Origin of the sequence: Faecalicoccus sp. (genome assembly GCF_036552745.1) — a bacterium.
Lineage (GTDB): Bacteria > Bacillota_I > Bacilli_A > Erysipelotrichales > Erysipelotrichaceae > Faecalicoccus.
Map to the genome: position 1 here is coordinate 1 of NZ_JAXKBY010000025.1, position 12179 is coordinate 12179.

At 39.1% G+C, this 12179-nt stretch carries 17 protein-coding genes and 4 tRNA genes; 15 read left to right on the plus strand and 6 right to left on the minus strand.

Annotated features, from left to right (window positions below; all coding sequences use genetic code 11):
* The 6 genes from U0M88_RS01220 to U0M88_RS01245 form a co-directional block, all read left to right on the plus strand.
* Nucleotides 1-883: branched-chain amino acid aminotransferase (locus U0M88_RS01220; protein ID WP_331868655.1), on the plus strand; the 883-nt coding region annotated here is incomplete at its 5' end.
* A 50-nt stretch (nucleotides 884-933) separates the two neighbouring features.
* Nucleotides 934-1518 carry a sugar O-acetyltransferase gene (locus U0M88_RS01225; RefSeq protein ID WP_331868656.1) on the plus strand — a complete coding sequence of 195 codons (585 nt, stop codon included), beginning with the start codon at nucleotides 934-936 and terminating at the stop codon, nucleotides 1516-1518.
* Nucleotides 1519-1892: 374 nt separating this feature from the next.
* Complete coding sequence (locus tag U0M88_RS01230; RefSeq protein ID WP_168966345.1) at nucleotides 1893-2864, plus strand: ABC transporter substrate-binding protein; 972 nt, start codon at nucleotides 1893-1895, stop codon at nucleotides 2862-2864.
* A gap of 16 nt (nucleotides 2865-2880) precedes the next feature.
* A complete protein-coding gene (locus U0M88_RS01235; RefSeq protein WP_331868657.1) occupies nucleotides 2881-3735 on the plus strand; it encodes an ABC transporter permease in 855 nt (284 codons plus the stop codon).
* Nucleotides 3728-4480 carry an ABC transporter ATP-binding protein gene (locus U0M88_RS01240; RefSeq protein WP_117446482.1) on the plus strand — a complete coding sequence of 251 codons (753 nt, stop codon included), beginning with the start codon at nucleotides 3728-3730 and terminating at the stop codon, nucleotides 4478-4480. Before U0M88_RS01235 ends, U0M88_RS01240 begins: the two co-directional genes overlap by 8 nt.
* Before the next feature lie 46 nt (nucleotides 4481-4526).
* Nucleotides 4527-4736, plus strand: a complete 210-nt coding sequence (locus U0M88_RS01245; RefSeq protein ID WP_229035628.1) for a hypothetical protein — start codon at nucleotides 4527-4529, stop codon at nucleotides 4734-4736.
* Between the two features lie 56 nt (nucleotides 4737-4792).
* Here the strand turns inward: U0M88_RS01245 and U0M88_RS01250 are convergent, their stop codons facing one another.
* On the minus strand, nucleotides 4793-4945 hold the full coding sequence (locus U0M88_RS01250; protein WP_168966343.1) for a hypothetical protein: 153 nt from the start codon (nucleotides 4943-4945) through the stop codon (nucleotides 4793-4795).
* A 137-nt stretch (nucleotides 4946-5082) separates the two neighbouring features.
* Here U0M88_RS01250 and U0M88_RS01255 point away from each other — a divergent pair, with 137 nt between their 5' ends.
* The 5 genes from U0M88_RS01255 to U0M88_RS01275 all read left to right on the plus strand — a co-directional run bounded on the left by U0M88_RS01255 (nucleotide 5083) and on the right by U0M88_RS01275 (nucleotide 8605).
* Nucleotides 5083-5934, plus strand: coding sequence for a DUF368 domain-containing protein (locus U0M88_RS01255; protein ID WP_331868658.1), 852 nt, complete (start codon nucleotides 5083-5085; stop codon nucleotides 5932-5934).
* A gap of 196 nt (nucleotides 5935-6130) precedes the next feature.
* Nucleotides 6131-6817, plus strand: coding sequence for a type 1 glutamine amidotransferase domain-containing protein (locus U0M88_RS01260; RefSeq protein WP_331868659.1), 687 nt, complete (start codon nucleotides 6131-6133; stop codon nucleotides 6815-6817).
* A complete protein-coding gene (locus U0M88_RS01265; RefSeq protein ID WP_331868660.1) occupies nucleotides 6814-7581 on the plus strand; it encodes a nitroreductase family protein in 768 nt (255 codons plus the stop codon). Before U0M88_RS01260 ends, U0M88_RS01265 begins: the two co-directional genes overlap by 4 nt.
* Nucleotides 7565-7939 (plus strand): ArsR/SmtB family transcription factor, encoded by a 375-nt coding sequence (locus tag U0M88_RS01270; RefSeq protein ID WP_331868661.1) that lies wholly within the window; start codon nucleotides 7565-7567, stop codon nucleotides 7937-7939. The genes U0M88_RS01265 and U0M88_RS01270 overlap by 17 nt, the downstream gene beginning before the upstream one ends.
* A gap of 75 nt (nucleotides 7940-8014) precedes the next feature.
* Complete coding sequence (locus U0M88_RS01275) at nucleotides 8015-8605, plus strand: transporter accessory protein (RefSeq protein ID WP_331868662.1); 591 nt, start codon at nucleotides 8015-8017, stop codon at nucleotides 8603-8605.
* Nucleotides 8606-8743: 138 nt separating this feature from the next.
* On the opposite strand, the gene U0M88_RS01280 is transcribed toward U0M88_RS01275, so the two are convergent.
* From U0M88_RS01280 to U0M88_RS01300, 5 genes are all read right to left on the minus strand, one after another.
* Nucleotides 8744-8817: transfer RNA gene (locus tag U0M88_RS01280), tRNA-Gly, on the minus strand.
* 4 nt (nucleotides 8818-8821) lie between these two features.
* Nucleotides 8822-8897, minus strand: a tRNA-Lys gene (locus U0M88_RS01285).
* Nucleotides 8898-8905: 8 nt separating this feature from the next.
* Nucleotides 8906-8981: transfer RNA gene (locus tag U0M88_RS01290), tRNA-Thr, on the minus strand.
* 12 nt (nucleotides 8982-8993) lie between these two features.
* Nucleotides 8994-9069 (minus strand) — tRNA-Val (locus U0M88_RS01295).
* Between the two features lie 6 nt (nucleotides 9070-9075).
* On the minus strand, nucleotides 9076-9573 hold the full coding sequence (locus tag U0M88_RS01300) for a hypothetical protein (RefSeq protein ID WP_195222363.1): 498 nt from the start codon (nucleotides 9571-9573) through the stop codon (nucleotides 9076-9078).
* Between the two features lie 92 nt (nucleotides 9574-9665).
* Here U0M88_RS01300 and U0M88_RS01305 point away from each other — a divergent pair, with 92 nt between their 5' ends.
* From U0M88_RS01305 to rpmJ, 4 genes are all read left to right on the plus strand, one after another.
* Complete coding sequence (locus U0M88_RS01305) at nucleotides 9666-10649, plus strand: rod shape-determining protein (RefSeq protein ID WP_117446499.1); 984 nt, start codon at nucleotides 9666-9668, stop codon at nucleotides 10647-10649.
* On the plus strand, nucleotides 10636-11652 hold the full coding sequence (locus U0M88_RS01310; protein ID WP_331868663.1) for an MmcQ/YjbR family DNA-binding protein: 1017 nt from the start codon (nucleotides 10636-10638) through the stop codon (nucleotides 11650-11652). The genes U0M88_RS01305 and U0M88_RS01310 overlap by 14 nt, the downstream gene beginning before the upstream one ends.
* Before the next feature lie 117 nt (nucleotides 11653-11769).
* Entirely contained in the window at nucleotides 11770-11988 is a 219-nt protein-coding gene (infA, locus tag U0M88_RS01315) for a translation initiation factor IF-1 (RefSeq protein WP_117446501.1), read from the plus strand.
* Between the two features lie 14 nt (nucleotides 11989-12002).
* Nucleotides 12003-12119 carry a 50S ribosomal protein L36 gene (gene rpmJ / locus U0M88_RS01320; protein ID WP_081637596.1) on the plus strand — a complete coding sequence of 39 codons (117 nt, stop codon included), beginning with the start codon at nucleotides 12003-12005 and terminating at the stop codon, nucleotides 12117-12119.
* Nucleotides 12120-12179: the final 60 nt, after the last annotated feature.

Here is a 12179-nt window from a genome sequence, read left to right on the forward strand (position 1 = left end):
ACATTATGCGCAGGAAACCTTTGAAGGAATGAAAGCGTACAAAGCCAAAGATGGACGTATCCTGTTGTTTCGCCCGGAAATGAATGCACGACGCTTTATCAATTCCAATAAACGTTTAAGCATGCCGATCATTGAAGAAGATGATTTTGTACAGGCTGTAGAAGAAATCGTTCGTGTGGAAAAAGACTGGATTCCAACAGGTGAAGGCGAATCTCTGTATATTCGTCCATATATGTTTGCGACGGAAAAGGCTATCGGCGTACATCCTTCGCACTCTTACAAGTTTATCATTATTTGTTCACCGGTAGGTGCATATTATCCGGAAGGTGTCAATCCGGTTAAGATTTATGTAGAAGATGAATTTGTTCGTGCAACAGTGGGTGGAACCGGATTCACAAAATGTGGTGGAAACTATGCCGGTTCTTTAGCGGCACAGGTCAAAGCCGAAGCTTTAGGCTATACACAGGTATTATGGTTAGATGGTGTAGAACGTAAATATGTGGAAGAAGTAGGTTCTATGAACGTAATGTTTGAAATCAACGATACGATCATTACAGCACCGACCGAAGGAACGGTTTTACCAGGCGTTACACGTGATTCCATCTTACACATCTTGCGTGACTGGGGTTACAAAGTAGAAGAAAGACATTTGGCCATCGACGATCTGATGAAAGCAGGACATGATGGTACATTACAGGAAGCCTGGGGAACCGGAACCGCTGCTGTTATCAGTCCGATTGGGGAATTGTATTATAAGGGTGATGTCGTGCAGATCAACGACTTTAAAACCGGTGCTTTGACACAAAAGATTTATGATACATTAACTGGTATTCAGTGGGGTGATCTGGAAGATACCTACGGTTGGACACATGAAGTAAAATAGAAAGAAGAAGTTCTGTGCAGGCACGGAACTTTTTTTCTACGGGAGAATGTATGGATTATAAAAAGAGGATTCAAAGCAAAGAAGGCTATGTAGCGCACTTTACTAAAACACCATTTACCTTACAGGAAAAGACAAGAAAGCTTTGTCAGTCACATGATCAAGATCCTGACAACAAAGAAATCTTACAGACTTTATTTGGTACTTGTTGCGATCATGTCAATATTGCGCCGGGATTTCATTGTGATTATGGCTTTAATATTCATTTTGATGGATTTTGTGTCATTAATTATAATTGTGTGATATTGGATACATCACCGGTACATATTGGAAATGGCGTTTTTATTGGACCGAATGTAAGCATAGCATGTGCCGGGCATGGCGTGTTTCCAGCACAGCGCAAAGAAGGAATGAATACGTCCAAACCCATTACCATTGGTGAAAATGTGTGGATCGGAGCTAATTGTGTCATCTGTCCGGGGGTAACGATCGGAAAGGATTCTATCATCGGTGCTGGAAGCATCGTAACCAAAGATATTCCGGAAGGCGTTATTGCCTTTGGCAATCCATGTCGGGTGCAACGCAAGATTACGCAGGAAGATCGCCTGGCATACAGTGAAGGAATGGAAAAAGAATAAATTGAAAATTTCTTTCATAAAAATGTTGCGTTCTTTTCATTTATGGAGTATCCTATAGTAAACCAAGGCGGAAGAGATCAAACAGAAAGATGTGCGCCAAGCGAGTCAGGGGTGGTGAAAGCCTGATCGTAACAGTTCTGCAAATGGACTTCCAAGGGCAAGGTGAAAACGAGTGAGTAGCCAAGACGTGACTTGTACGTTACAACAAGAGAAATGTGATAGCATTTTATATGAGTGGGTATTTTTACCAATACAGGTGGTACCGCAGATCAAGAAACGATTTGTCCTGTGTCAAAGTATTTTGACATGGGACTTTTTTCTTTTATACCCGCGAATTGCTATCCAAACAATGATAAAGAAAAGGAGAAGACAAAATGAAAACTTTATCAAAATTGGCAGCTGCCGCATTGACTTGCAGCGTATTGTTTGGATGTTCCTCATCCGGTTCGGATATTCCGACAGTAGGTGTTTCTCAGTTAGTGAGCCATACTTCACTCAACACGATTCGCGATGCGTTTGTAGAACAGATGGAAACGCTGGGGTATAAAGACGGAGAGACGATAAAATATGATTTTACTGATGCTTCCGGACAGACAAGTAATTTGACTTCGATCATGTCACAATATCAGGATGAAAAGGTTGATGCGATCGTTGCCATTGCCACGCCGACAGCGCAGGCAGCGGCTAATGTATCCGATGAGATTCCGGTCGTATTCAGTGCCGTCAGTGACCCGGTTGGGGCAGGATTAGTCAAAGATATGGATAAACCATCCGGCAATATTACAGGAACCAGCGATGAAGTACAGATCGATCAGATCTTAGACTTAGCTAAAGAAATCAATCCTGAAGTCAAGACAGTTGGATTCTTGTACAATGCCAGTGAAGCCAATTCCAAGGCAAACTTAGAAAAGGCAAAGAAATACTGTGAAGAAAACGGATTGACATTACAGGAAGGTACCGGCTCTAACTTAACCGAGCTGCAGAGTGCTGCCAGTGTTCTATGTGAACAAGTGGATATCTTATTAGCACCAAATGATAATACGGTTGCCAGTGGTATGGCAGCTCTATCACAAATTGCACTCGATGCCGGTGTTCCATTCTATACCGGAGCTGATTCCATGGTGCAGGACGGTGGTTTTGCGACGGTTGGTATCGATTATGAAAATTTAGGTAAAGAAACAGCCAATATGGTGGATGAAATTTTAAAAGGTAAAAGTCCTGCCGATATACCGGTAAAGGTCTTTAAAGATGATTTGAATATTTATGTGAACCAAAAGGTATTAGATACTTTAGGAATTATCTTACCGGAAGATATTCAAAATAACGAACATTTAGTGATGATGTAAGATAGGAGTGAGCTTTGTGTCCTTGGCAATACTTGAAAGAGCGTTAGAGTTAGGATTGATCTTTTCCATCCTTTCTCTGGGCGTATATATTTCGTTTCGAATTTTAAATATTCCCGATCTGACAGTAGATGGAAGCTTTACGACCGGTGCGGCTACATGTGCGGTATGTACGGTACAGGGGCATCCGATACTGGGACTTTTGTTAGGATTTCTGGCGGGCTGTGTGTGTGGCTTGATCACAGCATTCTTACAGACAAAAATGAAAATTCATGCGTTATTGGCCGGAATCTTGACCATGACCGCTCTTTATTCCATCAATCTTAGGATCATGTCCGGCTCTCCCAATATTGCCTTGTTGAATACGGATTCCGTGTTTACGATGATTCCGTTTACTTTTTTGGTCCTGGTAGTAATCAGTGTTTGTGTGGGGTTACTCTTATTTGCCTTCTTTAAGACCAATACCGGTTTGATGTTGCGGGCGACCGGCGATAATGAAACGATGGTCAAATCCAGCAGTATCAATGTAGATACCATGAAATTTTTAGGTATGTCTCTATCCAATGGACTAGTTGCCTTATCCGGTGCTTTACTGGCCCAATACCAAAACTTTGCCGATGTGACCGGAGGAACCGGGATGATGGTATTAGGATTGGCTGGTATCATTATCGGAGAAGCGATTCTGCGCAAAAAGACGATTGGTTTTGGATTGGCCAGTGCCATCGTGGGAGCCTGTATTTATAGGGTGCTTTACACGATTGCCCTGCAGTTTGGCATTCCGGCAACCGATATGAATATGATGTCTGCCATTTTAGTTGCCTTGACTATTTCCATTCCGTATCTAAAGAAAGTGAGGGAAAAAGAAAATGCTTAAATTAGAAAATATATCGGTCATTTTCAATAAAGGCACTTCTTTAGAGAAAGTCGCATTGGAGGATTTCAGCGCTACGATCCAGGATGGTGATTTTATCACGATGCTGGGCAGTAATGGGGCCGGAAAAAGTACATTGTTTAATGTGATTACAGGTGCATTAAAACCGGCGAAGGGAAAGATTTTTCTGGATTCGGAAGATATTACACGACAGAAGGAGCATGTACGGGCTCGCTATATCGGTCGCTTGTTTCAAAACCCGGAGCATGGAACAGCCCCGCATCTAACGGTGGAAGAAAATCTTGCTTTGGCGTATTCTTCCGGGAAATATGGAAAGTTTTCTCTGGCGGTGCATAAACAGGATCGTGCCTATTTTCAGGAAAAGCTGAAAACCTTGGACATGGGCTTGGAAGATCGTTTAAAGACACCGATCGGACTTTTATCCGGTGGGCAAAGACAGGCGGTAGCTTTGATGATGGCTGTGTTAAATCCGCCAAAGATCTTATTATTGGATGAGCATACAGCGGCTCTGGATCCTAAAAGTGCGCAAAAGATTCTGGAAATTACCAATGAACTGATTCAAAAAGAGCATATGACAGCGTTAATGATCACGCATAATATTCAGGATGCTTTGGATAATGGAAATCGTCTGTTTATCTTAAATGAAGGGAAATTGATTCAGGATATGGATTTTGCCCAAAAAAGTCAGTTAAAGCCGGCAGACATTCTAAATTACTATGCGGTTTGACAAACGGTAAAAAACAGATTAGACTAAAAGCACGAGGTATATGAATATGAGTGCAATTGATGAATTGAAATCTATTTCTACAAAAAAACATGTTGTGACCAGTATTGAGTATGACTGTCCATCTCAGGAAAAAGAAGATGAGGTTTTTGATACGGTACAAGGTATCTTAAAACATCATTTGGATGAAGTCGCAAAGATCACATATGATCTGGAAGCAGAAAACAAAGTAAAAGTTGAAGTGACACAAAACTTATAAAATTTTATTGAATTCGTTGAACGATGACAATTCCTGAGAGGGAATTGTCATTTTCTTTAAGAAGATTTTTTATTCATCCGAGAGTAAATAACGGCGATGATCAAAATGATGCATCCTGCCAGAACGGTCGGTGTCTTAATAAATACATAAAGTAGAAATAATAGAGCGGCTAAAAAATAGAGAAGCATCGCAATGATATTTTTATTCATACAGACCTCCATTTCTTTTTATCCATTATAAAAAAGGGACTTTGTAAATACAAGCGTATTGTATCTATACGAAATATTAATTTGTAGATAATGTCTTTCTATGATATATTTCATACATGGTTTTTAAGGAGGTACCTATGATAAAGATGATTCTTCAGGGAATGATTGTTGGTATTGCCAACATTATTCCGGGAGTAAGTGGTGGCACGATGATGGTGGCCATGGGATTGTATGATAAGTTGATTCACTCTATTACTCATTTAAAGAGTGAATTTAAAAGTAGTATGAAGTTATTATTGCCAATTTTCTTTGGTGCTGCTTTGGCTATTGTTATTTTATCCCGCCTGTTTGAATTTCTCTTACAGAACTATCCCATTCCGACAAATTTTGCGTTTTGCGGCTTGATTGTCGGAAGCCTGCCATTTATTTTAAAAAAGGTAAAAGGATCAAATCCCGTAAAATCAAGTAATTGGATTCCTTTGTTGATTTTCTTTGCTATTGTGGTTGGTATGGCTGTTATAGGAGAAGATAGTGGTTCAGCACAAAGGCTTCAAGTGGATCTTTTACAATTTCTTGTTTTGCTGTTTGTGGGAATCATTGCAGCGGCTACCATGGTTATTCCTGGTGTGAGTGGGTCTATGATGTTGATGCTTTTAGGTTATTATGAAACGATTTTATCTTATGTAAATCAAACTGTAGATGCTATTACAAGTTTTGATATACCGGCTTTCATCAACTGCTGTATGGTGATGATTCCGTTCGGTGTTGGCGTTGTTTTTGGTATTTTTGCGATTGCTAAGCTAATTGAATGGATTTTAATGCGTTGGGAAACATCAGCGTATTATGCTATCATTGGTTTGATAACGGCCAGTCCTGTAGCAATCCTATTAAAAACGGACTGGAGTCAATCCTCGATTATGATGATCGTTATAGGTCTGATTTCTTTTATTGCAGGATGGTTTGTCGCCAGCAAACTGGGGGATGAATAATCAATAGTAAATGAACTTGCATGTTGAATTTTAGACATGCAAGTTTTTTACATAAAGAATCGATGAGATTTACTAATATCAGAAATTAGTCCTTAACATATTCAAATTGAATGGGAAAGACTTTCTTTACCAATCAGACAACAACAATCGGTTTATGGTATAGTGGTTCAAACGAATAAACGAAAGGAATGTAACGATGAAAAAGATACTGATCGTAGAAACCAATATAAGCACATATGGAGCAATTGATAAGCCGACCGGTTTATGGTTGGGAGAACTGATTCATTTTTATGATGAAATGGTCAAGATGAACTATGAGGTGGATTTTGTCAGTCCGGCAGGTGGCTATGTGCCTATTGATCCGGTTTCCATAAAATATGCTGATTCTATCGATTATAAATGGTATAAAGATAGAGATTTTATCGATCGAGCTTTGGCAAAGACCCAAAAGCCGCAAGAGATCGATCCCTGTGCCTATCAGGCAATCTATTATACCGGAGGACATGGTGTCCTGTGGGATTTTGTAGAGAATACAGAACTGAAACAGATTGCGGAAACGATTTATGAACAAAAAGGATATATCAGTGCCGTATGCCATGGTGTAGTTGGTTTATTGCCTCTAAGTGATGGTAACGGGCAACCTCTACTAAAAAATAAACATGTGACAGGCTTTACCAACACAGAAGAGTTGTTAAGCCGGAAACGAAACCTGGTCCCTTTTTCTACGGAAGATGCTCTTAAAGAAAAGGGAGCATTTTATTCAAAGAAAAGATTCTTTACAAGCTATGCGATTGAGGATCAAAGACTGATTACCGGGCAAAATCCATGGTCATCCAGAACTGTCGCAAAGCTGTTGATTCAAAAACTGGAGGAAGTAGTATGAAACATGACATAAAGATTGATGTGCAAAAATGTATAGGATGCAGACAATGTATCAAAGATTGTCCGGAGCAAAATATCAGACTGATACAAAACAAAGCACAAATTCAATCGCAGGACTGTATGAAATGTGGTCATTGTGTGGCAATCTGTCCACAAAATGCGGTAACGATGACAGGCTTTGATCAAGAACCCATTCAATGCGATCAAAAGGAAATGGATCCTAAAGAATTTTTATACACTATTCAAACAAATCGTTCTGTACGCCAATTTCAGAAAAAAGAGATTTCAAACGATGTGATACAAGATCTCCTGGAAGCAGCTCGTTATATGCCTACTGCCAGAAATATGCGAGATGTGGAACTGATCTTGTTGCAGGAAGAGCAGGAGCAGGCAGAAAAGATTGCCGTACATTTGTTTCGAAAACTTTTAAAAGGGCTGAATTTATTTAGTAAAAGATATAGAGAATTTCTAATTGATGATCATTTCTTTTTCAAAAAGGCACCTTTGGTAATCGTTGTTGTCGGTAAGGATAAAACGAATGCGGTATTGGCGGCTTCGGCCATGGCACTTATGGCCAAAGCACATGGTCTTGGCGTTTTATACAGTGGTTTTTTTACACTGGCAGCTCATACTTCTATAAAGTTGAAGCGAATGTTGAAAATTCCTAAAGGTAAAAAAGTACAGACAACGCTTGTGATAGGGTATCCTTCTATAAAGTATGCACGTGGTGTACAAAGAGAGGCGCTTCATGTCCAAAGTCGATAATTCGTTGCAGGAAGCGTGTCAAAAAAGGATCAAAGATCTCCGTAAAGATTTTTTAAGTTTGCGCACAGTCTTTTTAGCTTTGGGAGATGAAACCAGACAGCTCATCCTTTTAACATTGTTGGAACAAGAGCCAAAGGAACTTCGTGTTAATGAGCTTGCACAACATACCTATCTATCAAGACCGGCTGTATCGCATCATTTACAAATCTTAAAGAATGCCGGTCTTCTTGAATTGCGAAAAGAAGGAACAAAGAACTACTATTCTATAAAGAAAGAAACAATGATTTTTTATCAAATGAAAGAAATGTTCTCTAAAATTGAATGTACTATCAGGGACAAACAAAATCAAGATCAATAAAATTAGAGTTAATATATAGTTTTTATAGGTATATTCGTATACAATAGATAAAAATCAACAACAAGGAGAATTTTAATGAACCAAAGAAAAGTTGCCTTATTTACTCTATGTACAGGAATTATGATATGTGGTGTTGTTCTATGGATCTTGATCAATAAGCAACAGGAAACAAAGACTGAGACTCCGAAAGGTTGTGAGGAGCAGTCTGCCTGCAGTATTGATGAAACGGATAGCCAAAAAGACGATTGGTTTATAGCATTAACGATGGAAGATGTGTTACAAAAACTAGAGGATCAGGAAGATGGCGTATATTATTTTGGCTATGAAGATTGTCCATGGTGCCAGGATGCTGCACCGGTTTTAAAAGAAGTGGCACAGGAGCATCAGAAAGAGGTTTACTATATTAAGACCAGAGATGAAGATCATAATCTTTTGTATGATGATGAACAAAAGGAAAGAATCATCAATTATTTGGGTGAGTATATGGAAACGAATGAAGATGGTCAGCTCACCTTGTATGTACCGATGGTCGTAGAGATGAAAGATGGAAAAGTAAAGAATTCTCATATTGGAACAGTAGATAGCTATGATCCTAATGAAAGAGAAATGACAGAAGAAGAAACCAAGCAACTAAAAGATATTTATGAAGCATTCTTTAAGGAGTAAAAAAATATCAGCCGATTATAATGGAGTTAGTCGGCTGATTCTATTTATTGGATAGAAAGTGAAATATGGTTTGTATTGAATTTGTCATGAACAGGAAAAAAATAAAAAAGCCTTCATCTAAAGGCTTTCGAGACAATGTGGAGCAGGTGATGAGAATCGAACTCACGTAGTCAGCTTGGAAGGCTGAAGTTCTACCATTGAACTACACCTGCAAAGTGGTGACCCGTGGGCGATTCGAACGCCCGACCCTTTGATTAAAAGTCAAATGCTCTACCAGCTGAGCTAACGGGTCAAAAATAATGGTGCCGACTATAGGAATCGAACCCACAACCTACTGATTACAAGTCAGTTGCTCTACCAATTGAGCTAAGTCGGCACAAAATAATAATGGTGGAGGCTAACGGGCTCGAACCGCTGACCCTCTGCTTGTAAGGCAGATGCTCTCCCAACTGAGCTAAGCCTCCATTCATTTAGCGCTTTCTTATACTAACAAATTCTTTTTTGGATGTCAATTTTTTTCTGAAATTTTCCACAAAATTTTTATATTGGATATCCAGTCCTTTTAAATAAGCCTCTCCAATAGCTTTGTTGTGGGTACGAATCGACTTATAAACAAGCGTATCCTGATAAAAAAGATAAATCGCCGGATCTAAGATCGTATAAGTTTTTCCAAAAACAAATTTTTGACGAATACAGCCAAGTTGATCAAATAAATCTTTATTGGTACTTTTTCCTGCTTGAAGACTGGTGGCATACGTATTCAAAAAATTCTGTATGGTTGTGCTTTCATCTTGCGTTAGAATCCATATGGGCAAATGAATTTGGGTAAATAATTCTTCCCAATCCAACCAATAATCCAGATATTGTTTTCCTTTTTCCGTTTCCAAATGCTCTACGATCGTCAAAAGTGTAAAGTCGGTTGGAATTTCCATTTTTTTATTCTCTGAAGAAATGATTTCTATTTTCATGATTTATACATGAATGCGCACTTATAGTATAACATAGAGTCTGACTTTTAACTATGCTATACTTATATTATATATAGAAAGTGATGAAGATTATGATTCGAGTAGGTATTGATTTAGGAGCCGATAAAATTCGACTGGTCATGGAAAACGAAGGTTTGCTCTTTGATGAGGCTTGCATGGTCGCATTAGATCAAAAAGACAATGTACTTGCCATCGGTGATGAGGCAAAGGAAATGAAAGAATCTTTAGATCAAAAAATCCGTGTCATTTCGCCTTTATCACAAAACAAGATTGACTTTGATGCCTTACATGCTTTGTTGGAACAGCTGATCTATGACTATAAAGTTTTTCGAATGTTTAAGAAGACGGTTCTATTGTTTAGTTATCCGATGGCGCTAAATCGTCAACAAAGAGAAGAATTGAAACAGCATTTATTAGAGTTTGGAGCCTATCGTGTTTATTTTGAACAGGAAATCTGGGTGGCGGCTATCGGTGCGCAGTTAAATCTGTTTATTCCTGTTGCCAGCTGTGTATTAAATCTGGGTTCTTCTAATTGTGATATTGCCGTATTCAGTAACGGGCAGATGCAAAGAAGCAGTCAGTATAAAGTAGCGGGAAGGCATGTTAATTTGCTGATCCAAAAATGGCTGCGTCAAAGTTGTCATATGCAGATCAGCGATTCCATGGCTGAAAAGATCAAAATCAACATCGGGCAGACACAGATGCAGAAACAACCGAAAACCATGTTGGTGCAGGGTGTGAATATGCAAAGTCAAAAATTGATGTCTTTGCAGTTGGATGAAAATATGCTGGTTCCGGTGTTATATCCATTGTGTGAACAATGGGCCAGATGGATCTATCAGTTTTTGTCCGGCTTGAGTCCTGAACAACAGGAAGATGTACGCATGCGAGGAATCATTTGTTGCGGCGGGACCATGTTGTTAAAGGGATTGAAGGAAAACCTGCAGAGTTTAGTCAACTGTCCGGTCTATGTAACGGATGATCCACAAAGTACCGTATCACAGGGCTTGGAAATCTTATTGGAGCGTATGGGAGAAAACGATGCTGGAAGATGAGATCTTTAAAAAGTATACGGTAGATTGGAACTTGCTTGTATCTTATGGCTTTATCAAAGAAGAAAAGGGATATTGTTATGTCAGAAATCAGGTTCCCGGTTTTAAAGCGATTGTATTTGTGTTTAAGGATGGTCATGTAAAGGGGACGATATGGGATACGGCCTTGGATGAAGAATATGTTAACTATCGAATCGAAAGTCAAAACGGGACCTTTGTTTCCGAGATTCGGGAAGCATATATCGCATTGTTAAAGGATATACGAGAACACTGTTTTAAGGAAACGCCTTTTGTATCCAGACAGGCCAATCGAATTGCACAAAGGATATTGGAGGAATATCAGGTTAGTCCGGAATTTTTATGGAAGAGAGATCCGCTTAGTGGTGTATTTCGCCATCCTAAGAATGGAAAATGGTTTGGGATCATACAACATATCAAAGCCGATAAATTAAAAGAAAAAGCACCGGGCTTTATCGATATACTGAATGTGAAGCTGGATGAACAATGTGCTGTAAAGATACTGGAACCCGGCTTTTATCCCGCCTATCATATGAATAAAAAGAGTTGGATCTCAGTTTGTCTGGATGATACGCTCAGTGATGAAGAAATCATGGATGTGGTTAAACAAAGCTATATGATCAATAGTCCTGATCCATATTGGCTCGTGCCTGCCAATGCCAAATATTATGATATGGTCCATATTTTTGATAATACCGATACCACGCTTTGGAAACAGTCGGTAGCTATGTATGAAAAGGATATTGTTTTCTTATACGTATCAAGTCCTTATTCCAGTATCTTCTATCAATGTGAGATCATAGAAGCCAATCTGGATCATGTATTTGAGGATGAAAATATTCATATGCAGAAAGCTATGCGTTTAAAGCTGAAAAAGCGTTATGATATTTCAGAATTTACTTTGGAACGCTTAAAAGAATATGGGATCAAATCGGTGCGAGGGCCTCGTCATGTGCCAAAAGCACTGGTAAAATTGTTGAAAGAATAAAAAAGTCAGGAAAAAGTGCATGTTTTCTTGGCTTTTTTTGATTTTGTTTGGTAGAATGATAGATGGCTATTTATGCCAAGTCATTTCATTATTCAGTAAGGAGGCGTTGTAGAATTCATGTCGAAGCAGGATAAGATCGAGATCGATGGGATCGTTGTTGACACATTACCTAATGCTGCTTTTAAGGTGAAATTGGAAAACGGACACGAAATCATGGCTCACGTTTCTGGTAAAATCCGTATGCACCACATTCGCATTTTACCAGGTGATCGTGTAACTGTGGAAATTTCACCCTATGATTTAACACGTGGGCGTATAACATTCAGAAGAAAGTAGGAGGGATTAGACAAATGAAAGTAAGACCATCCGTAAAACCGATGTGCGACAAGTGCCGAGTAATACGACGCAAGGGTCGCGTCATGGTAATTTGTGAAAACCCAAAACACAAACAAAGACAAGGAAACTAAGTAGGAGGAAACAATGGCACGAATTGCAGGAGTAGATATTCCAAACGACAAGCGTGTAGT

Coding starts and splice junctions, on each gene's coding strand:
- U0M88_RS01225 (WP_331868656.1), top strand. CDS start 934: ATGGATTATAAAAAGAGGATTCAAAGCAAAGAAGGCTATGTAGCGCAC.
- U0M88_RS01230 (WP_168966345.1), top strand. CDS start 1,893: ATGAAAACTTTATCAAAATTGGCAGCTGCCGCATTGACTTGCAGCGTA.
- U0M88_RS01240 (WP_117446482.1), top strand. CDS start 3,728: ATGCTTAAATTAGAAAATATATCGGTCATTTTCAATAAAGGCACTTCT.
- U0M88_RS01245 (WP_229035628.1), top strand. CDS start 4,527: ATGAGTGCAATTGATGAATTGAAATCTATTTCTACAAAAAAACATGTT.
- U0M88_RS01250 (WP_168966343.1), bottom strand. CDS start 4,945: ATGAATAAAAATATCATTGCGATGCTTCTCTATTTTTTAGCCGCTCTA.
- U0M88_RS01255 (WP_331868658.1), top strand. CDS start 5,083: ATGATAAAGATGATTCTTCAGGGAATGATTGTTGGTATTGCCAACATT.
- U0M88_RS01260 (WP_331868659.1), top strand. CDS start 6,131: ATGAAAAAGATACTGATCGTAGAAACCAATATAAGCACATATGGAGCA.
- U0M88_RS01265 (WP_331868660.1), top strand. CDS start 6,814: ATGAAACATGACATAAAGATTGATGTGCAAAAATGTATAGGATGCAGA.
- U0M88_RS01270 (WP_331868661.1), top strand. CDS start 7,565: ATGTCCAAAGTCGATAATTCGTTGCAGGAAGCGTGTCAAAAAAGGATC.
- U0M88_RS01275 (WP_331868662.1), top strand. CDS start 8,015: ATGAACCAAAGAAAAGTTGCCTTATTTACTCTATGTACAGGAATTATG.
- U0M88_RS01300 (WP_195222363.1), bottom strand. CDS start 9,573: ATGAAAATAGAAATCATTTCTTCAGAGAATAAAAAAATGGAAATTCCA.
- U0M88_RS01305 (WP_117446499.1), top strand. CDS start 9,666: ATGATTCGAGTAGGTATTGATTTAGGAGCCGATAAAATTCGACTGGTC.
- U0M88_RS01310 (WP_331868663.1), top strand. CDS start 10,636: ATGCTGGAAGATGAGATCTTTAAAAAGTATACGGTAGATTGGAACTTG.
- infA (WP_117446501.1), top strand. CDS start 11,770: ATGTCGAAGCAGGATAAGATCGAGATCGATGGGATCGTTGTTGACACA.
- rpmJ (WP_081637596.1), top strand. CDS start 12,003: ATGAAAGTAAGACCATCCGTAAAACCGATGTGCGACAAGTGCCGAGTA.